17 protein-coding genes are annotated in these 20,076 nt (G+C 71.8%); 4 read left to right on the forward strand and 13 right to left on the reverse strand.

The window, feature by feature from the left end; genetic code table 11:
• Window positions 1-34: 34 nt before the first annotated feature.
• The 4 genes from ACFY4A_RS15495 to bldG form a co-directional block, all read right to left on the reverse strand.
• Window positions 35-652: a small secreted protein gene (locus ACFY4A_RS15495; protein ID WP_390829950.1), complete on the reverse strand. Its 618-nt coding sequence runs from the start codon at window positions 650-652 to the stop codon at window positions 35-37.
• Window positions 653-842: 190 nt separating this feature from the next.
• A complete protein-coding gene (locus ACFY4A_RS15500) occupies window positions 843-3,248 on the reverse strand; it encodes a sodium-translocating pyrophosphatase (protein WP_390829951.1) in 2,406 nt (801 codons plus the stop codon).
• A 313-nt stretch (window positions 3,249-3,561) separates the two neighbouring features.
• On the reverse strand, window positions 3,562-3,993 hold the full coding sequence (locus ACFY4A_RS15505; RefSeq protein WP_390829952.1) for an ATP-binding protein: 432 nt from the start codon (window positions 3,991-3,993) through the stop codon (window positions 3,562-3,564).
• 105 nt (window positions 3,994-4,098) lie between these two features.
• Window positions 4,099-4,440 (reverse strand): anti-sigma factor antagonist BldG, encoded by a 342-nt coding sequence (gene bldG / locus ACFY4A_RS15510; protein ID WP_009189842.1) that lies wholly within the window; start codon window positions 4,438-4,440, stop codon window positions 4,099-4,101.
• 82 nt (window positions 4,441-4,522) lie between these two features.
• Here bldG and ACFY4A_RS15515 point away from each other — a divergent pair, with 82 nt between their 5' ends.
• A complete protein-coding gene (locus ACFY4A_RS15515; protein ID WP_390829953.1) occupies window positions 4,523-7,033 on the forward strand; it encodes a DEAD/DEAH box helicase in 2,511 nt (836 codons plus the stop codon).
• A gap of 76 nt (window positions 7,034-7,109) precedes the next feature.
• On the opposite strand, the gene ACFY4A_RS15520 is transcribed toward ACFY4A_RS15515, so the two are convergent.
• From ACFY4A_RS15520 to ssd, 7 genes are all read right to left on the reverse strand, one after another.
• Window positions 7,110-7,619 carry an Rv3654c family TadE-like protein gene (locus ACFY4A_RS15520; protein ID WP_390829954.1) on the reverse strand — a complete coding sequence of 170 codons (510 nt, stop codon included), beginning with the start codon at window positions 7,617-7,619 and terminating at the stop codon, window positions 7,110-7,112.
• The gene (locus ACFY4A_RS15525; protein ID WP_390829955.1) at window positions 7,616-8,026 is read right to left on the reverse strand and encodes a TadE family type IV pilus minor pilin; all 411 of its coding nucleotides are present in this window, start codon (window positions 8,024-8,026) and stop codon (window positions 7,616-7,618) included. The genes ACFY4A_RS15520 and ACFY4A_RS15525 overlap by 4 nt, the downstream gene beginning before the upstream one ends.
• Window positions 8,013-8,204, reverse strand: a complete 192-nt coding sequence (locus tag ACFY4A_RS15530) for a DUF4244 domain-containing protein (protein ID WP_141359645.1) — start codon at window positions 8,202-8,204, stop codon at window positions 8,013-8,015. The genes ACFY4A_RS15525 and ACFY4A_RS15530 overlap by 14 nt, the downstream gene beginning before the upstream one ends.
• Before the next feature lie 70 nt (window positions 8,205-8,274).
• Window positions 8,275-9,024 carry a type II secretion system F family protein gene (locus ACFY4A_RS15535; protein ID WP_390829956.1) on the reverse strand — a complete coding sequence of 250 codons (750 nt, stop codon included), beginning with the start codon at window positions 9,022-9,024 and terminating at the stop codon, window positions 8,275-8,277.
• Between the two features lie 47 nt (window positions 9,025-9,071).
• Window positions 9,072-9,947, reverse strand: a complete 876-nt coding sequence (locus tag ACFY4A_RS15540) for a type II secretion system F family protein (protein ID WP_390830051.1) — start codon at window positions 9,945-9,947, stop codon at window positions 9,072-9,074.
• The gene (locus ACFY4A_RS15545; RefSeq protein ID WP_390830052.1) at window positions 9,940-11,115 is read right to left on the reverse strand and encodes a TadA family conjugal transfer-associated ATPase; all 1,176 of its coding nucleotides are present in this window, start codon (window positions 11,113-11,115) and stop codon (window positions 9,940-9,942) included. Before ACFY4A_RS15545 ends, ACFY4A_RS15540 begins: the two co-directional genes overlap by 8 nt.
• Window positions 11,116-11,201: 86 nt before the next feature.
• Window positions 11,202-12,305 carry a septum site-determining protein Ssd gene (gene ssd, locus ACFY4A_RS15550; protein ID WP_390829957.1) on the reverse strand — a complete coding sequence of 368 codons (1,104 nt, stop codon included), beginning with the start codon at window positions 12,303-12,305 and terminating at the stop codon, window positions 11,202-11,204.
• 583 nt (window positions 12,306-12,888) lie between these two features.
• Between ssd and ACFY4A_RS15555 the strand changes: the two genes are divergently transcribed.
• On the forward strand, window positions 12,889-13,722 hold the full coding sequence (locus ACFY4A_RS15555) for an HAD family hydrolase (RefSeq protein WP_390829958.1): 834 nt from the start codon (window positions 12,889-12,891) through the stop codon (window positions 13,720-13,722).
• Between the two features lie 369 nt (window positions 13,723-14,091).
• Here ACFY4A_RS15555 and ACFY4A_RS15560 read toward each other — a convergent pair whose 3' ends face one another.
• A complete protein-coding gene (locus ACFY4A_RS15560) occupies window positions 14,092-14,955 on the reverse strand; it encodes a Fic family protein (protein ID WP_390829959.1) in 864 nt (287 codons plus the stop codon).
• Between the two features lie 100 nt (window positions 14,956-15,055).
• Between ACFY4A_RS15560 and ACFY4A_RS15565 the strand changes: the two genes are divergently transcribed.
• Entirely contained in the window at window positions 15,056-16,036 is a 981-nt protein-coding gene (locus tag ACFY4A_RS15565; protein WP_390829960.1) for an ATP-binding protein, read from the forward strand.
• Between the two features lie 60 nt (window positions 16,037-16,096).
• Here ACFY4A_RS15565 and ACFY4A_RS15570 read toward each other — a convergent pair whose 3' ends face one another.
• On the reverse strand, window positions 16,097-17,356 hold the full coding sequence (locus ACFY4A_RS15570) for a hypothetical protein (RefSeq protein WP_390829961.1): 1,260 nt from the start codon (window positions 17,354-17,356) through the stop codon (window positions 16,097-16,099).
• A 316-nt stretch (window positions 17,357-17,672) separates the two neighbouring features.
• Between ACFY4A_RS15570 and ACFY4A_RS15575 the strand changes: the two genes are divergently transcribed.
• Window positions 17,673-20,057 carry a SulP family inorganic anion transporter gene (locus ACFY4A_RS15575; RefSeq protein ID WP_390829962.1) on the forward strand — a complete coding sequence of 795 codons (2,385 nt, stop codon included), beginning with the start codon at window positions 17,673-17,675 and terminating at the stop codon, window positions 20,055-20,057.
• Window positions 20,058-20,076: the final 19 nt, after the last annotated feature.

The following is a 20,076-nucleotide window of genomic DNA, read 5'->3' on the forward strand; positions in this document are numbered from 1 at the left end:
GCACGCGCGCGTGTGGCTGCGTGTGTCTGGTGTGTCAGCCGCTCGTCGCCGGAGACGAGGCCGAGGTGGATGGGGTGGCGGAGGCGGACTTGCAGCTCGGCTGCTGCGCCATCGCCCTGCCGACGTCGCCCTCCTCGAGGTTCTTCAGCGCGTCGCTTCCGGTCCGGCTCAGCTTGTCCAGCCGGGTGGCGATGTCCTTGAGGCCGTCCGCGAACTTGGCCTGGTCCTTGGTGTCGAGCTTGTCCACCTGCTGCTTCAGGGAGGTGTACGAGGCCGACAGGCCGTTGAGCTCCTTGACCGCGTCCTGCTGCTTCTTCCGGCCCTTGTCGACCTCGGGTGCGCCGGCGCTGTTCACGGCCTGGCCGATGGCCTTGTAGGCATCGGCCATGTCCTGGAAGGCCTGCGCGTCGGTCTTCTGGACCTGGGCCGGCGCGCTGTTGTCCGAGGTCTCCTTCTGGATGGCGGCGTTGGCGGCCTCGATCTTCTTCGCCTGCGGCTGCACCGCGTCGCACACCTGCTTGGCCCAGGTGTTCAGCGCGTCGTTCTTGTCGTCGGCTGTGCCGCTGGTGCAGCCCGTCAGTGCCAGTACGAGTACCGCACCGCCGGACAGTGCGGCCGCGAGCTTCTTGTTCACCGGATGGGTCCCTTCCATGGCTCTCGGCCCCGGAACATACACGCCGCGTCGGCCGCACTCGGGGGTCGATCGCCCCTTGTGTGCTGTCTTGCAGCCATTTGCACCAAGCGAGAGAAGGCTCACGGGGAGCATCCGCACACACGGCGGCGGGCGACGCGTCGTACGCGCCGCCCGCCTGTCTCCTGAGCTGGGCCCGGGATGAGACCGCTTACGAAACCACTGCGGGATCGGCTGACTTGGACACCCGTTCGGCGTTGTCGTCGTCGCCAACGGCGATGCCGCGCCGCTTGGAGATGTAGACCGCACCGATGATCACGGCCAGCGACAGGACCGCGATCACGATCCGTACGCCGAGACTCTTGTCGCTGCCGTAGGAGAACTTGATGACCGCGGGCGCGATGAGCAGCGACACCAGGTTCATCACCTTCAGCAGCGGGTTGATCGCGGGGCCGGCGGTGTCCTTGAAGGGATCGCCGACCGTGTCCCCGATCACCGTGGCCGCATGGGCCTCGCTGCCCTTGCCGCCGTGGTTGCCGTCCTCTACCAGCTTCTTGGCGTTGTCCCAGGCGCCACCGGAATTGGCGAGGAACACCGCCATCAGCGTGCCCGCGCCGATCGCGCCCGCGAGATAGGAGCCGAGCGCACCTACACCGAGCGTGAACCCGATGAAGATGGGCGCCATGACGGCGAGCAGACCGGGTGTGGCGAGCTCGCGCAGGGCGTCCTTGGTGCAGATGTCGACGACCTTGCCGTACTCCGGCTTCTCGCTGAAGTCCATGATCCCGGGCTTCTCGCGGAACTGCCGGCGCACCTCGAACACCACCGAACCCGCCGACCGGGACACCGCGTTGATCGCCAGCCCCGAGAAGAGGAAGACGACCGCCGCGCCGGCGATGAGGCCGACCAGGTTGTTGGGCTGCGAGATGTCCATGATCAGGGTCATCGGCGCACCCGAACCGGTCAGTTTCTCCCCGACGTCACGCGCGCCGGTGGTGATGGCGTCCCGGTACGACCCGAAGAGCGCCGAGGCCGCGAGGACGGCGGTGGCGATGGCGATGCCCTTGGTGATGGCCTTGGTGGTGTTGCCCACCGCGTCCAGGTTGGTGAGCACCTGGGCGCCCGCGCCCTCGACGTCGCCGGACATCTCGGCGATGCCCTGGGCGTTGTCGGAGACCGGGCCGAAGGTGTCCATGGCGACGATCACGCCGACCGTGGTGAGCAGTCCGGTGCCGGCCAGCGCCACCGCGAACAGCGCGAGCATGATCGACGTACCGCCGAGCAGGAAGGCCCCGTACACGCTGAGGCCGATCAGCAGGGCGGTGTAGACGGCCGACTCCAGGCCCACGGAGACACCGGCGAGGACGACGGTGGCCGGACCGGTGAGCGAGGTCTTGCCGATGTCTCTGACCGGCCGGCGGTTGGTCTCGGTGAAGTAGCCGGTCAGCTGCTGGATCACGGCGGCCAGCAGGATGCCGATCGCCACCGCGACCAGGGCGAGGATCCGCGGGTCGCCGTCCTTGCCGCTGATCGCAGCGTCGGTGACGCCGGTGAGACCCGCGTACGACGACGGCAGATAGATGAAGACGGCGGCCGCGACCAGGGCGAGTGAGATCACCGCGGAGATGAAGAAACCGCGGTTGATCGCGCTCATACCGCTGCGGTCGGCGCGGCGCGGCGCCACCGCGAAGATCCCGATCATGGCGGTGATCACACCGATGGCCGGCACGAGCAGCGGGAAGGCGAGCCCGTCGTTGCCGAAGGCCGCCTTGCCGAGGATGAGCGCGGCGACCAGCGTGACGGCGTACGACTCGAAGAGGTCGGCCGCCATGCCCGCGCAGTCGCCGACGTTGTCGCCCACGTTGTCGGCGATGGTCGCGGCATTGCGCGGATCGTCCTCCGGAATGCCCTGCTCGACCTTGCCGACCAGGTCGGCGCCGACGTCGGCGGCCTTGGTGAAGATGCCGCCGCCCACACGCATGAACATCGCGATCAGCGCGGCACCGAGGCCGAAGCCCTCCAGCACCTTCGGCGCGTCGGCCGCGTACACCAGCACCACACAGGAGGCGCCGAGCAGGCCGAGCCCCACTGTGAACATGCCGACGACGCCGCCGGTGCGAAAAGCGATCTTCATGGCCTTGTGCGAGACAGCGGTGAGATCCTTTTCCGGCTCACCCTCCGAAGGGGTCGCTTCCCGGGCCGCCGCGGCGACACGTACATTGCTGCGCACGGCGAGCCACATGCCGATATAGCCGGTGGCCGCCGAGAAGGCGGCACCGATCAGGAAGAACACCGATCGTCCGGCGCGCTGATTCCAGTCGTCCGCGGGCAGCAGCATGAGCAGGAAGAACACGATCACCGCGAATACGCCGAGCGTGCGCAACTGGCGGCCCAGATAGGCGTTCGCGCCTTCCTGGACCGCTTCCGCGATCTTCTTCATGCTGCTGGTGCCCTCGCCCGCAGCGAGCACCTGGCGCACCAGGACGCCTGCGACCACGAGCGCGGCCAGCGCGACGGCCGCGATGACCGCCACGATGATCCGATTGTCGTTGGTCAACACTGCAGCTGCGAAGGTTGTCGGGTGGCCCAACTGATGAGGGGTAGAAAGCCCCGCCATTCGTCCTCCTTGACGCTTGGGCTGAGCTCAAGATGTGGACGGATTGTAGGTAGCGGAACCTGATCAAAACAGAGCGCGGCAAACCGAATTGCCCTTCACCTGCTCTTCAGCAAATGATCGACGTCACGCCACGGAACCCGAAAGAGGTAATGGCTCAAAACCATTGACCCGCGATCAATGCTTGATCAAATGATCTGCCGACCGGTCGTGAATTCATTCACGAATTCAATGTACCTGGTGGAAGCGGTCGCGCAACAAGAAGGGCCCTGCGGAGCAGGGCCCTCGTGTGTTGCGCCGAATGGGTGGAGGTGCGTCAGGGAAGCGTCGCGACCGGCGGTGTGGTCGGCCAGGTCATCTTGATGAGCCCGCCCTGCTCCCCTGCCGAGACCTCCACGTCGTCGACGAGGCCGCTGATGACCGCGAGGCCCATCTCGTCCTCCTCGGCCTCCGCCTCGTCCACCGCGCCCGGGGCGTCCCCGGCGTGGTACGGCGCGTGCCGGGCCTCGTCGCCGACCTCGATGGAGAACTGCTTCTCCTCCTCGGTCAGCATCACCTTCACCGGTGCCGAGATCCCGCCGTTGCGATGCAGCCCCACAGCCCGGGAACAGGCCTCGCCGACGGCGAGTCTGACCTCGTCGAGGACGGCCTCGTCCACTCCGGCCCTGCGCGCCACCGCTGCCGCCACCAGACGGGCGGTCCTGACGTGCTCGGGCAGCGCGCTGAAGCGGAGTTCGACGGTGGCCATGCATCCCCCTCGGAGCTACGGGCGTGCTGTCGGAGGACCGGGCCGCCGAAAAGCCCGGCCCCCGCTTGGACTCTTCCGCCCCGGTCACCAGCCCGGGGCCGGCGGTCAGTCTGTGGCCGCCACCGCTTCGTCGACCGAGGTGTGGATCGGGAACACCTTGGTGAGACCGGTGATGCGGAAGATCTTGAGAATGCGCTCCTGGTTGCACACCAGGCGCAGCGAGCCCTCATGGGCACGCACTCGCTTCAGGCCTCCGACCAGCACGCCGAGCCCGGTGGAGTCGAGGAAGTCCACGCCCTCCATGTCGACGACGAGGTGGAAATTCCCGTCGTTCACCAGCTCGACCAGCTGCTCGCGCAGCTTGGGCGCGGTATATACGTCGATTTCGCCACCGACCTCGACGACCGTACGATCGCCGACGGTACGGGTCGACAGGGACAGGTCCACGGATCCTCCAGCACCTTGCTATCGAGCGGTCGCCCCTCGGGACACCTCGGCTTGAAGCCCCCGGGACGGTTCGCCAGCCGCGATGGCATTCAATCACTTACCGGCAGGCGTGCACGACGCCTTGGTCCCATTGTCCTGCACGCCGGTGACAGACTCGGTGCCGATGGCCAAGAATCACCGATCCGATCGATCCCCGGCTGCCCCCGCAACCCGCCTGGCGCCGGGCGCGGTTCTCGACCGGCTCGCCGCGGGGCAGAGCCGGGCTGCGCGCATCACTCATACGGAGCACTTGCCCCCGCGCGAGGGGCGCCATGCCGTCTGGCCCGACCGGATTCGGCCGGAGGTGATCGCGGCGGTCCAGGCGTGCGGAATCGAACACCCGTGGGCGCACCAGGCGCGCGTCGCGGGGCACGCCCTGGACGGCGACTCCGTCGTCGTCGCCACGGGCACCGCGTCCGGCAAGTCGCTGGCCTACCTCGTGCCGGTGCTCTCGACGTTGCTGGACGGTTCCGAGGCGGCCAACGGCCGCGGCGCCACCGCCCTGTACCTGGCCCCCACCAAGGCTCTCGCGGCCGACCAGTGCCGCGCGGTGAAGGAACTCGCCCGGCCGCTGGGCAAGGCCGTGCGCCCCGCGGTGTACGACGGCGACACCCCGCCCGAGGAACGCGAGTGGATCCGCCAGTACGCCAACCACGTCCTGACCAACCCCGACATGCTGCACCGCGGGATCCTGCCCTCCCACCCGCGCTGGTCCTCCTTCCTGCGGGCCCTGAAGTACGTGGTCGTCGACGAGTGCCACACCTACCGGGGTGTCTTCGGCTCCCATGTCGCCCAGGTCCTGCGCCGACTGCGCCGGCTGTGCGCGCGCTACGGCGCCTCTCCGGTCTTCCTGCTGGCCTCGGCGACCGCCGCGGAGCCCGCGGTGGCCGCCCGCCGCCTCACCGGCGTGCCCGTGGTGGAGGTTGCCGACGACGCCTCACCCCGCGGTGAACTGGTGTTCGCCCTCTGGGAGCCCCCGCTGACCGAGCTGCGGGGCGAGCGGGGCGCGCCCGTCCGGCGTACCGCCACCGCCGAGACGGCGGACCTGCTGACCGACCTCACCCTCCAGGGCGTGCGCTCGGTCGCCTTCGTACGGTCCCGGCGCGGCGCCGAGCTGATCTCGGTGATCGCCCAGGAGCGGCTGGCCGAGATCGACCGGCCGCTGGCCCGGCGCGTCGCGGCCTACCGGGGCGGCTATCTGCCCGAGGAGCGCCGCGCCCTGGAACGCGCCCTGCACTCCGGCGAGCTCCTGGGCCTGGCCGCCACGACCGCCCTGGAACTGGGCGTGGACGTGTCCGGCCTGGACGCCGTACTGATCGCCGGCTACCCGGGCACCCGCGCCTCCCTGTGGCAGCAGGCGGGCCGCGCGGGGCGCTCCGGTCAGGGCGCCCTGGCGGTGCTGGTCGCCCGCGACGACCCGCTGGACACCTTCCTCGTCCACCACCCCGAGGCCCTGTTCGACCAGCCGGTCGAGTCCACGGTCCTCGACCCCGACAACCCCTACGTCCTCGCCCCGCACCTGTGCGCGGCCGCCGCCGAGCTGCCGCTCACCGAGGAGGACACCGAACTGTTCGGCCCGGCCTGCGCGGAGCTGCTGCCGCAGCTGGAGGCCGCGAAGCTGCTGCGCCGCCGGACGAAGGCCTGGCACTGGACCCGCCGGGAACGGGCCGCCGACCTCACCGACATCCGCGGCGAGGGCGGACGGCCGGTGCAGATCGTCGAGGCCGGCACCGGCCGGCTGCTCGGCACGGTCGACGCGGGCGCGGCGCACACGACGGTGCACGAGGGCGCGGTCCATCTGCACCAGGGCCTTACGTACCTGGTGCGCTCCCTCGACCTGGACGACTCGGTCGCCCTGGTCGAGGAGGCCGCCCCGCCGTACACGACGGTCGCCCGCGACACGACGGCGATCTCCGTCCTGGAGACGGACATCGAGGTGCCCTGGGGCGACGGCCGCCTGTGCTACGGCTCCGTCGAGGTCACCAACCAGGTGGTCTCCTTCCTGCGCAGACGTGTCATCACCGGTGAAGTGCTCGGCGAGACGAAACTCGACCTCCCTCCTCGTACGCTGCGCACCCGCGCGGTGTGGTGGACGGTCACCGAGGACCAGCTCGACGAGGCCCGGATCAACCCGGAGATCCTCGGTGGCGCCCTGCACGCCGCGGAGCACGCGTCGATCGGCATGCTGCCCCTGTTCGCGACCTGCGACCGCTGGGACATCGGCGGCGTGTCCGTCCCGCTGCACCCCGACACGCTGCTGCCCACGGTCTTCGTCTACGACGGTCATCCGGGCGGCGCGGGCTTCGCCGAGCGCGCCTTCCACACCGCGCGCGCCTGGCTCTCCGCCACCCGCGAGGCCATCGCCTCCTGCGAGTGCGACTCCGGCTGCCCGTCCTGCATCCAGTCCCCCAAGTGCGGCAACGGCAACGACCCGCTGCACAAGAGGGGGGCCGTACGTCTGCTGACGGTGCTGCTGAAGGCGGCCCCGGAGGAGAAGGAGGCGGATGCCGAGACGGAGACGGAGGCGGAGACGGAGGCTGAGACGGAGGCTTAGCCCACGCCGGCGAAAGGTGCCGGTGTCATGGATCCCGTGGGGGGCTGTAGGCCCCTGCTACGGATCCCACAGGGGTTCAGGCCCTCTCCCTGGACCCCGCGGCGGCCGGAGAGCCTGCCATGGGCCCTCCAGACCCCACCGACCCCGTCGTGGGCTCCCCGAGCCCCGCCGGCCCCACCGGGGTGCCCACCGGGGACGCCGGTCCCGCTCTCGCCCTCACCTCCGTGGTGAAGGGACCCCCTTCCGCCGCCGCCGTGACGTCCGAGGTGTCGCCCACGATCGCGCACCGGACGAGGCGGGTGCCCTGTGCCCGGGCCACCTCCTCCGCCCGGGTGCAGGCGGCGGCACCGCCCTCGGCCCAGTGGCCCGCCGCCGCCAGCGCCGCGAGGTCGGCGGCCCCGGCGGCGCGGTGCCGGTCGACCACCGCCTGCCCCAGAGCCAGACCGATGCCGAACACCACGCAGAGCAGGGCGATCGCCCCGACGCTCCACACGGTGGCGGAACCGCGGTCCGACGGACGGCGTCCGCCACGCCCGCCACCGATGAGCCGCCGAAGGCCGCGGAAGACAGGAATGAGGCGCCTCATGTCCCCATCCCCCGCTGTGCGCGCGTCCCGACCGTGTCCTCCGCCTCCGCCACGGCCTCCTCCCTCAGTTGGAAGGGCAGGACGCCCAGCCCCGGCGGGTCGGCCACGACGACCACATGCACGTGGTCTCCCCGGCGGGTCACCGTGACCTTCGCCCCGCGCGGTGCCACATCCCGGGTCACTCGGGTGACCGCGCCGTCCGGGTCCTGGCGGGCGGCGGCCCGGGCCCCTGCCCGTGCCGCGTCCACGCACTGGATCTGCGCGAGCACGACCAGCAGGACCCAGACCAGCGTCGTCACCACCAGCACCAGCACGGGCAGGACCACGGCGGCCTCCGCCGTCACGAACCCCGCGTCGGCGCCTCCCCGTTCGGCTCGGTGTGCCCGTGCCCGTTCACATCCGCGCACTGAGCGCTCGCTTCACGATGTTCTGCAACTCCGTCTTGACCTGGCCGCTCGTCACCACCTCGTAGAGCAACACCGCGAACGCCACCGCCGCGATGATCCCCATCGCGTACTCGGACGTCACCATTCCCGCGTCCCTGCGCGCCAGGGCACGCAGCCGTGCCCGCACCTTTCCGTACATCTCAACCCCCGTAAGGTCTTGGTCTGTTGGTTGTCGACTCATTGCTCCTGCATCCGTCCAGCCAGTGCCGTCAGCCACCACCTCCGCCCAGCGCTCCACCCGCGAGGCCGATCAGCACGGGCAGCACGCCCACCGCGACGAAGGCGGGCAGGAAGCACAGCCCCACCGGCGCGGTGACCAGCACGGCCGCCCGGCGTGCCCGGGCCGTCGCGGTGCGCGCCCGGTCGGCGCGGACGTCGGCCGCGAGCCGGGCGACCGGTCCGGCGGCGGGAAGGCCCGACTCGCCGGCCCGTTCCAGCAGCCGTGCCAGGGCCGCGGCCCCCGGTATCGAGGCGAGTCCGCGCCAGGCGTCGGACGGCTGTCCGCCGAGCCGGACCTGAGCGGCCCCCCGGGCCAGTGCGTCCCCGATGGGGCCGCCCAGGGCCTCCCCGACGGCCTGGGCGGCGATCACCGGACCGGCACCGGCCGCGATGCAGGCAGCCAACAGGTCGGCCGCGAGCGGGAGCTGGCGGGCTGCTTCGGCCGCGTCGGACTCCGCTTGGGGACGGCTCGCCGTCCGCCGCCTCCACTGCCACATCCCGGCCGCCGCGGCCAGCCCGACCGCGAGCCCGGTGAGCCCGCCGACCAGTACCCACCCGGCCCCGGCCACGCCCACCGCCGGCAGCCACCGCCGCAGGGCACCCGCCGCCCGGAGCCGTGAGCGCGAGCGCCATGCCTCCTCCGCCGTCCGCTCCGTCCCCAGCACCGCCGCCATCCGCCGCCGCGCGCTCCGCTCCCGGCCCATCGCCACCAGCCATCTCACCGAAAGCCACAGGAGCACCGCCGCCCCTGCGGCAATCCCCAACCTGTGGACAACACCACCCGCGCTCACATCGCCTCCGCCGCTCGCACGATCCGCAGGGCCCACCACAGCCCCGCGCTCTCCAGCACGCCACCGATGACCAGGCAGCCCAGCCCCGCTCCCGTGTGCAGCAACACCCGCAAGGGGTCGGCTCCCATGGCCGTGCCCAGCAGGACTCCGAGGGCCGGCAGGCCGGCGAGCATGACGGCCGTGGCCCTGGCCCCCGACAACTGGGCCCGCAGATCCGCGCGTTGGTCGCGCTCGGCCCGCAATGCCCCTTCGAGCCGGTCAAGACCGGCCGCCAGGCCGGCGCCCTGGTCCACGGCCACCCGCCAGCAGGCCGCGAGGCCGCGCAGACCCTCGGCGCCCGGCTGCCGGGCCGCCGCGGCGAGCGCTGCGGGCACGTCCCCGCCGAACCGGGCCGCCGCCAGCACCGCCGCCTGGGCGTCGCCGAGCCCACCCGAGTCCCGAGCGGCGCACAGCAGCGCCTCGCCCGGCTGCCGCCCGGCCCGGACCTCTCCGGCGATCGCCCCGCACAGGGCGATCACCGCGTCCGCCCGCCGCTCCTGCCGTCGGCGTGCCGCCCGGGCGAGCCGGGTGCGGCGCAGCAGCGGCACCCCGACCGCCCCCGCGACGACCGGCAGCACCGAAGCGCCCAGCACCGCGAGCGCCATCCCGGCGGCAGGCGCCCACCACTCGGCGCGCAACCGCCCCCGAGCCCGGTCCAGTCCGCGAAGGACCCGGTCCGAAAGCGGCGATCCCGTGCCCTTCGGCCCGCCGTCGGCGAGCAGCGACCGCGCCCGCCGTGCCGCGGAGTGCCGCCCGCCCAGCAGCCACACGGCCGCCCCGGCACACACCGCGCCCGCGGCCACGCAGACCGAGCCGGAGAACCCCTCATCCATCGCGGTCGTCACCGCCTCTCCCGCTCTCCCTCCGGAGCAGCCCCCGCAGCCGCTCCCACCCCCGTTCCGCCACGAACGCCTCCGCGCCCCAGCGCAGCGCCGGCACGGTCCGCACCAGTCCCGACGCGTCCCGCTCCAGCACCCGCACCTCGGCGATCCGCCGCCGCCCGGAACGGTCCCGCACGAGGTGCAGCACCACCGACAGCGCGGCCGCCAACTGGCTGTGCAGCGCTGCCCGGTCGAGCCCGGCCGCGGTGCCCAGCGCCTCCAGCCGGGCGGGAACGTCCGCCGCCGCGTTGGCGTGCACCGTGCCGCAGCCGCCTTCGTGACCGGTGTTCAGCGCGGCCAGCAGATGAACCACCTCTCCGCCGCGCACCTCGCCCACGACCAGCCGGTCCGGCCGCATCCGCAGGGCCTGCCTCACCAGGTCCTCGAGGGTGACCAGGCCCGCGCCCTCCTGATTGGCGGGCCTGGTTTCCAGGCGGACGACGTGCGGATGGTCGGGTCGCAGTTCCGCGGAGTCCTCGGCGAGGACGATCCGCTGGCCGGGCCCGGCCAGTCCGAGCAGCGCGCTGAGCAGCGTGGTCTTACCGGTTCCGGTCCCCCCGCTGATGAGGAAGGACAGCCGGGCATCGATCAGCGCCCGCAGCACTCGGTCCCCGCCGGGCGGCACCGTACCCGCCGCGACCAGTTCCTCCAGCGTGAACGCGCGCGGCCGTACGACCCGCAGGGACAGGCAGGTGCAGCCGACGGCGACGGGAGGCAGCACCGCGTGCAGCCGGGTCCCGTCCGGCAGCCGGGCATCGACCCACGGCCGGGCGTCGTCCAGTCGGCGGCCGGCCACAGCGGCCAGGCGCTGCGCGAGGCGCCGTACGGCCGCCGCGTCGGAGAAGGCTACGGCGGCCCGCTCCAGTCCGCCGCCCCGGTCCACCCACACCTGGTCCGGGGCCGACACGAGGACATCGGTCACCGACGGATCGGCCAGCAACGGCTCCAGCGGACCGCTGCCGATCAGCTCGGAGCGCAACTGCTCGGCCGCACCGAGCACTTCGGCGTCCCCGAGCACGCGGCCCTGTTCGCGCAGGGCCTGCGCGACCCGCGCGGGCGTCGGCTCGGCCCCGCTCTCGGCGAGCCACCGCCGTACGCCGTCCAGCAACTCCGCGGGCATCCGGGGCCCGTTGGCGGGCCCGGGCTCGCGGAGCAAGTCCGCCGGGGCCGCCCGCTGGTCCGTCCGCAGGTGTTCGGCAACCGTCCTCATGCGGCGGCCGCCTCGATCAGGGCCCGCTCCCAGAAGGCGGTGCAGAAACGGGCGAGCGGTCCGCGCGCCACCGCCCCGGGCGGGGTCCTGCCCTCGCCTGAGCGCCGCAGCGCCGACTCCACGGGCACCTCGCCCGCCAGCGGCAGACCGAGCAGCCGGGCCACCTCGCGGTCGTCGAGCCCGGGCGCGTACGGCCCCCGGACCGCCACCCGCAGATCGCGCAGGACCATGCCGACCGCGGACGCCACCCGTGCCGCGGCCGCCACGGCGCGCAGTTCGGCGGGGGCCACGAGCAGGCCTAGGTCGATCTGGGCGAGTGCTTCGGCGACCCCCTCGTCGACACGGCGGGGCAGGTCGACCACCACGGCGCCGCCGCGCCGCCGGGCGGCGGCCAGCACCGCCCTGACGGCCTGCGGCGGGACGGCCACACAGTCGCCGCGGTCCCAGCTGAGCACGCGCAGCGAGTGCAGTTCGGGCAGCGACTCCTCCAAGGCGCCGCCGCCGACTCTTCCGCGCGAGGCGGCGAACGCCGGCCAGCGCAGCCCCTCGGCCGTCTCCCCGCCCAGCAGGACGTCGAGGCCGCCGCCCAGCGGATCGGCGTCCACGAGCAGGGTGCGCAGGCCCTCCCGCGCGGAGGTGACGGCCAGCGCGCAGGCCAGCGTGGACGCGCCCGCCCCGCCGCGGCCGCCGATGACGCCCACGGTGAGCGCGGGACGGCCCACGCCCTCGGCGACGTCGGCGATGCGGTCGACCAGCCACTGCTCGCCGTCGGGCAGCACCAGCACGTGGTCGGCGCCGATCTCGATGGCGCGCCGCCAGATGCCGGAGTCGTCCTGGTCGCGGCCGACCAGCACCACTCCGCGCCGGCGCGCTGCCCCGCGCACCCGCCGGGCGGCGTCGTCGCCGACCAGCACCAGCGGCGCCGCCTCCCAGCCGCCTCTGCGCTCGGGCAGGCCGTGATGGACCTCGGGTGTGGCGCCGGCCGCCGCGCACAGGCGCAGCAGGTCGTCGAGGAGTCCGGCGTCCTCGGTGACGATCAGCGGTCTGCCCTGAAGCCCTCCGGCATCGGGCGGTGGATCGTGTGTGACGGTTCCGGCCACGGGTCGAACCCCCTTCGCTGCTTCTTGCGCGCGGCCCGTGGGGCCCCGCGATTCCCGAACATGAGAAGAACCGGAGACCGGCCTTCCTTTGGGCGGCCGATACGAACCGGCCGCACGCGCCCGGACAATCGGAACCGGCCATGAACTCGCCGGGAGCGGTGCGCGTAGGAATCACGGTGCAGTGATCCGGAAAAACGTGTGGATCTTGGTCAAAAACTGTGGACAACTCGATGGCTGTGAATATCGCCGTCACCCATACCGGTGACCCCTGTACTGGTTCACGTACGACTTCCGCAGAGCAGTGCCACGACTACGGAATGTGACAGATCATGAAGATGGCCCGGATCCCGCGTGGTGCGGCCGATGCCGGCTCGGCAACCACGGACGGAAAGGGAGAAACCCACCCGGACATGCGACGACCCCCGCCGGGGGGGAGAGCGGGGGTCGTCTCCACGGCCGACTCGGGGGGGGAGGAGTCGGACCGGGTTGGCACGGTCGCGAACGATCCGTGACTTCCATGGTGTACCCGAGAGCCCTCTCAGGCAAACCCACGCGCCCACCTTACGCCGAATGGGCTGCCCCTATGCTCAGGGGCGTGGAAAACCACTCCTTGCCCCGCACAGCGGCCTTCTTCGATCTGGACAAGACGGTCATTGCGAAGTCGAGCACGCTCACCTTCAGCAAGTCCTTCTACCAAGGCGGACTGATCAGCCGCAGGGCCGTGTTGCGCACGGCGTACGCCCAGTTCGTCTTCCTCGCCGGCGGCGCCGACCACGAACAGATGGAGCGCATGCGCGAGTACCTGTCCGCGCTGTGCCGCGGCTGGAACGTGCGGCAGGTCAAGGAGATCGTCGCCGAGACGCTGCACGACCTGATCGACCCGATCATCTACGACGAGGCCGCGTCCCTCATCGAGGAGCACCACACCGCCGGCCGCGACGTGGTCATCGTGTCCACGTCGGGCGCGGAGGTGGTCGAGCCGATCGGCGAACTGCTGGGCGCGGACCGCGTGGTGGCCACCCGGATGGTGGTGGGAGAGGACGGCTGCTTCACCGGCGAGGTGGAGTACTACGCCTACGGCCCGACCAAGGCGGAGGCGATCCGCGAGCTGGCCGAGTCCGAGGGGTACGACCTCAGCCGCTGCTACGCCTACAGCGACTCGGTGACCGACCTGCCGATGCTGGAGTCGGTCGGGCATCCACACGCCGTGAACCCCGACCGGGCGCTGCGCCGGGAGGCCGTCGCGCGCGCGTGGCCGATTCTCGACTTCCACCGGCCGGTGCGGCTCAAGCAACGGCTGCCCGCGTTCTCCGTACCGCCGCGTCCGGCCCTGGTCGCGGCGGCGGCCATAGGCGCGGCGGCGGCCACCGCGGGGCTCGTCTGGTACACGAGCCGGCGCCGGAACTCGGTCACCTGATCCGCCGCTCGGCCACCAAAAATCCCGCGCGGCACTCGCGCGCCCGTTTACTTCCCGTTTGAACCCGAAAGTAAAGAAGTGCAGCCGGGGGTTCCGCTTGCTCCCCGCTTGCAGTACAAAGGATTCGACGGCCCGCGAGACCAAAGGACATCCGAAAGGATCACCTTTACAACGCAATTGGCCCCACGGACCGAGCATGAACACCGAGCACCCACGCGACGTCGACCCGTCGATTACGGGCCAGCCGCACCAGGTGACGGGCAAAGATCCCGACCTGATGGGCGACATATCGAGGACGCTTGGTAACTCGATGGTCATGCCAGCGGCGGTACGAGTTCTCGTACCGCCGCAACCCTGTGTCCGGGTCCGTCACGCCGCCCCGCGCTGGAGCGCCTCGCACACCGCCGTGGATTCGCGCGCCCCCAGCTCCACCGCCCTCGCGCAGTGGGCGATCCAGGCCGCCATGCCCTCCGGGGTGCCGGAGACATAGCCGTCGAGGGCGGCCAGGTAGGCCGCGCGGCCCAGTTCGGCGTGACCGACCTCGGCGGGGCAGACCGACTTGGGATCGAGGCCGCTGCCGACCAGGACGATCCGCTCGGCGGCCCGGGCGACCAGTCCGTTGTGGGAGACGAAGGGGCGCAGCGCCAGAAGTTCGCCGTGCACCACGGCCGCCATCACCAGGGCGGGCGCGGAGCTGCCGGCGGCGATCAGCCCCGACAGGCCCTCCAGGCGTCCGGAGACCTCTTCGGCGCTCGGCGGCGGCAGCTCGATCAGCGGCTCGTCGACGTCCTCGCCCTCCTGGCGCGGCCGTCCGACCGCGCCCTCCTGGCTCGCGGCGGCCACCATGTGCAGCCGGGCCAGCACCCGCAGGGGCGACTGCCGCCAGATGGACAGCAGTTGGCCGGCCTCGGCCGTCAGCCTCAGGGCGGCGCCCATCACCCGCGCCTCGCCGTCGCCGCTGAAGTCGGAGCGCCGGCGCACCTCCTCCAGGGCCCAGTCCGCACCGGACAGCGCCGCGGAGCCGCGCACACCGCGCAGCGCCGCCTCGGAGGTGACCTCGTTGCTCCGGCGCCGCATGACCCGGTGTCCGTACACCCGGTCCACGGCCTTGCGCACGGACTCCACGGACTCGGCCACACCGGGCAGCGCGCCCAGGGCCGCAAGGGGGTCCGCCGTGCTCGAGCTCTTTGGAGAGCTTGGGGGTGGATCGGCGGTCGCGCCTGTCGTACTCATGAGTACGACCCTACGGGCCCGAGTGCCCAGCCCCACGAAGGAGTGGTCTTCTTCACGCACACCTCCACCCTCGGCAATCGGAACGCTACGCTTCGTGAACATGAAAATTGCTTTCGTCGGGAAGGGCGGCAGCGGCAAGACCACTCTGTCCTCCCTGTTCATCCGCCATCTCGCGGCCACCGGCGCGCCCGTCGTCGCGATCGACGCCGACATCAACCAGCACCTGGGGGCCGCGCTCGGCCTGGAGGAGGCGCAGGCCGCCGCGCTGCCCGCGATGGGCGACCGGCTGCCGCTGATCAAGGACTACCTGCGCGGCAGCAACCCGCGCATCGCCTCCACCGAGACGATGATCAAGACGACCCCCCCGGGCGAGGGCTCGCGCCTGCTGCGCCTGTGCGAGGACAACCCGCTCTACGACGCCTGCGCGCACCCCGTGGAACTCGACGGCGGCGCCGTGCGTTTGATGGTCACCGGCCCCTTCACGGACGCCGACCTGGGGGTCGCCTGCTACCACTCCAAGACCGGGGCGGTGGAGCTGTTCCTGAACCACCTGGTGGACAGCCGCGACGAGTACGCCGTGGTCGACATGACGGCGGGCTCGGACTCCTTCGCCTCCGGCATGTTCACCCGCTTCGACATCACGTTCCTCGTCGCAGAGCCGACCCGGAAGGGGGTCTCCGTATACCGCCAGTACAAGGAGTACGCCCGCGACTACGGGGTCGTCCTGCGCGTCGTCGGCAACAAGGTGCAGGGCCAGGACGACCTCGACTTCCTGCGCGCCGAGGTCGGGGACGACCTGCTCGTGACCGTCGGGCACTCCGACTGGGTGCGCGCCATGGAGAAGGGCCGGCCGCCCCGGTTCGAGTTCCTCGAGGACGCCGACCGCCGCGCCCTGCGCATGCTCCAGGTCGCCGCCGACGCCACGTACGAGCTGCGCGACTGGGACCGCTACACCCGCCAGATGGTGCACTTCCACTTGAAGAACGCCGCCTCGTGGGGAAACGAGCGGACCGGGGCCGACCTCGCGGCCCAGATCGACCCCGGCTTCGTCCTCGGCGAGGGGGTCACCGCCCCGGCGTGAGTCCCACTACGGCCCGGATCCCTGCCGTGGCCGGGACCCCCGCCCCGGCCTGAAGTCCCGCTACGGCCTGGGTACCCCGGGCACGCCCTTGGGAGCCGGGGCCGGGCGGGCCGACAGGAAGGACGCCCAGCCCTGCTTCGGGGCCTCGCCGACCCCGAGGGTCCGCAGCTCTGCGAGAATCCGCGGGTCCTGGGCGTCCAGCCAGTCGGCCAGCTGACGGAAGGAGACACAGCGCACTTCGGGCTTGTTGCACACCTCCTTCACGACGTCCTCGACGGCGCGCATGTAGGTGCCGCCGTTCCAGGACTCGAAGTGGTTGCCGACCACCAGCGGGGCGCGGTTGCCGTCGTAGGCCCGGTAGAAGCCCTTGAGCAGGCCGTCGCGCATCTGTTTGCCCCAGTAGCCGAACTTGGCGGGGTCCCCCTGGGTCCGCGCGCCGGACTGGTTGACCATGAAGTTGTAGTCCATGCTCAGCTGCTCGAAGGTGTGCCCGGGGAGGGGCACCAGCTGCATCGACAGGTCCCACAAGCCGTCCTTCTTCTCGGGCCACACCTGGCTGTTGACACCGCTGCTGTCATAGCGGAAGCCCAGCTCGCTCGCCGCCTTGACGAAGTTCTTCTGGCCCTCCAGGCACGGGGTGCGGCCGCCGATGAGCTCCTTGTCGTAGTCGAAGGGCAGCGAAGCGGCGTTCTTCATGCCGGTGTTGGTCTTCCAGGTCTTCACGAACTGCTTGGCCTGGGCGATCTCGCTCTTCCACTCGTCGACCGACCACTTTCCGACCCCGCCGTCGCCGCAGAAGTGGCCGTTGAAGTGCGTGCCGATCTCATTGCCCTCCAGCCACGCCAGCCGCGCCTGCTTGACCGTGTCGGCGACGCCCTTCGCGTCGTTGAAGCCGATGTCGGAGCTGCCTGACGTGTGCTGAGGCGGCCGGTACAGGTCCCGCTTCTCCTGCGGGAGCAGGTACACGCCGCTGAGGAAGAAGGTCATGGTCGCGTTGTTGGCCTTGGCGACCTCGCGGAAGTGGGAGAACAGCCTCTGACTGTCCTCCCCCGCCCCGTCCCAGGAGAACACGACGAACTGCGGTGGCTTCTCACCGGCCTTGAGCCGCTCCGGCCTGGGCAGGTGCGGCTGTGCTCCGGTGTACGCGGTGGACCCGTCGCCGATCAGGCGGACGACACTCCCGGGCTGCTGCGGGCCCTTCTTCGGCGCGCCGGGCGCGCCGCGCCTCGGCGCCTCGGGGCCGCTCGCGCAACCGGCGAGCGACGAGGCACAGACCGCGGCGACGGCGACGCCCACGGCGATCCTCCGAGTGGCGGCCATGTTCCGCCCACCTTCTTCCTTCTCTCGTCCAACGCCGAGACGGCGTGTGCTGGTGATGTGCCGGACGGGCCGACAGCGCCGTCAAGATCGCACGGACTGGAGAAGGAATTAGTAGAACAAGCCGACAAAAAGTGCACTTCACTCAACGAGGTGATTCACTGCCCCATTTGAGCGGACAATCCAGGCATCGCCTTTACGTAGCATTACGATCGCTTTACTCAGCGTTGATTCTGTCCCCGTTGAGTCCCGTTGAGTCAGCCGAAAGCTGAGTCAGCCGAGAGTTCCGCGACCGCGCCACCCCGAGGAGACGGGAAACATGCCGGCCTGCGTCCCCGACCACACCGCGAAGTCCGCCCGCACCGAGCGATCCCACCCACCCCACAGCCCGCCCCGGCGACCACGTCGCCTCGGCCTCACGGGCACCGACGTGTCGGCCTCCGTCGCGGTCTTCCTGATCGCCCTGCCCCTCTCCCTCGGTATCGCCCTGGCCACCGGCGCCCCGCTGCGGGCCGGTCTCGTGGCCGCCGCCGTGGGCGGACTCGTCGCCGGACAACTCGGCGGCTCACCGCTCCAGGTCAGCGGCCCCGCCGCCGGACTCACCGTCGTCACCGCCGATCTGATCCAGCGCTACGGATGGCGCACGACCTGCGCCGTCACCGTTCTCGCCGGTCTCGCCCAACTCGCCCTCGGCTGCCTGCGCGTGGCCCGCGGCGCGCTCGCCGTCAGCCCCGCCGTCGTGCACGGCATGCTCGCCGGGATCGGGGTGACCATCGCCGTCGCCCAGGTGCACATCGTCCTCGGCGGCAGCCCACAGAGCTCCGTACTCGACAACCTCGGCGCCCTGCCCGCCCAGTTGACCGGCCTCGACCCGGCGGCCCTCGCGGTGAGCGCGCTGACCCTGACACTGCTGCTGTCCTGGCCACGCCTGCCCGGCCGGGCGGGTCGCCTGCTGGGCAGGGTGCCGGCCGCGCTCGTGGCCGTCGCCGCGGCCACCGCCGTCGCCTCCCTCACCGGGCTGGTGCTGCCCAGGGTCGATCTGCCGTCCTGGCGCAGCCACGCCCTGGCCGGGCTGCCCCAGGGACCGGTGCTCGGGCTCGTCGCCGCGGTGCTCAGCACCACGCTGGTGTGCAGCGTGCAGTCGCTGCTCGGCGCGGTCGCCGTGGACAAGCTGGTCGCGGGCCGCGCCGGTCCGGCCGCACGCGTCGGCCGCTCGGACCTGGACCGGGAACTGCTCGGCCAGGGCGCCGCCAACGCCGTCTCCGGCGCGCTCGGCGGCCTGCCGGTCGCCGGGGTGGCCGTGCGGAGTACGGCGAATGTCCGCGCGGGTGCCGTGAGCCGGAACTCCACGATGCTGCACGGCGTTCTCGTAGTGATCGCCGCGCTGCTGATGGTCCCGGTGCTGGAGCTCGTCCCGCTCGCCTCGCTCGCCGCCCTGGTGATGGCCGTCGGCATCCAGATGGTGTCCCCGCACCACATCCGCACGGTGACCCGCCACCAGGAGGTGCCGGTGTACGCCGCCACCGCCCTCGGCGTGGTGGCCCTAGGCATTCTGCAGGGCGTGACTCTCGGCATCGCCGTGGCCGTCGCCGTCGCCCTGCGCCGCCTCGCCCGCACCCGCATCACGCACGAAGAACGGAAAGGAGTCCATCACGTACATGTACGAGGGCAGTTGACGTTCCTCGCGGTGCCACGGCTCAGCCGGGCCCTGCACCTCGTGCCCTCGGGAGCCGCCGCGGTCGTCCGGCTGGACGGCTCGTTCGTGGATCACGCGGCGTACGAGTCACTGCAGGACTGGCAGCGGACGCACACCGCGCAGGGCGGCTCGGTCGAGCTCACCGGCCGTCGTGCCGGAGTCCGCATCGCCGAGCCCGCCGGGCCGGACGGCGCCCGATGCCGCTGCCGGCCCTGGACGCCCTGGCGCAACCACCAGTGCGGGAGCACGGCACCGGCACCCGGCGACCGCGGTCACCGACTGGCACACGGCATCCGCGCATTCCAGCACAGCACCGCGCCGCGCGTGCGCGAGGAACTGGCGCGGCTGGCGCGGGAGGGGCAGCGACCGTCCCAGCTCTTCCTCACCTGCGCCGACTCGCGGCTGGTCACGTCGATGATCACTTCCAGTGGTCCCGGCGACCTCTTCGTCGTGCGGAACGTGGGCAACCTCGTGCCGCCGCCGTGGCAGGGCGACGACGACTCGGTGGCGGCCGCCGTCGAGTACGCGGTGGACGTGCTCGGGGTGCGCTCCATCACGGTGTGCGGTCATTCCGGGTGCGGAGCCATGCAGGCACTCCTCGCCTCCGCCTCCGGCTCCGGCTCCGGGCAGACTCGTACGCCACTCGGGCGGTGGCTTCGGCACGGGCTGCCCAGTCTGGAGCGGATGGCCGACGACGGCCGCCCCGACCCCCGGCCGGCCGGGCGGCCGCCCGCCGACGCGGTCGAGCGGCTGTGCCTGACCAATGTGGTCCAGCAGCTGGAGCACCTGCGCGCCCACGACTCGGTGGCCCGCGCCCTGCGGGAGGGGACGCTGGAGCTGCACGGGATGTACTTCCACGTGGGCGAGGCCGAGGCGTATCTGCTCACGGGGGCGCACGGGGAGGAGACCTTCACCCTGGTGGGAGCGACGGACGGCCCACAGGCGACACCACCCCTCGCAATACGTGAAGTTTCAGACACTACGGGTGAGACCGCGCTCCGCGAGTGAACCTCCGGGGATCGCCGTG

Source organism: Streptomyces sp. NPDC001292 (assembly GCF_042896465.1).
Classification (GTDB): domain Bacteria; phylum Actinomycetota; class Actinomycetes; order Streptomycetales; family Streptomycetaceae; genus Streptomyces.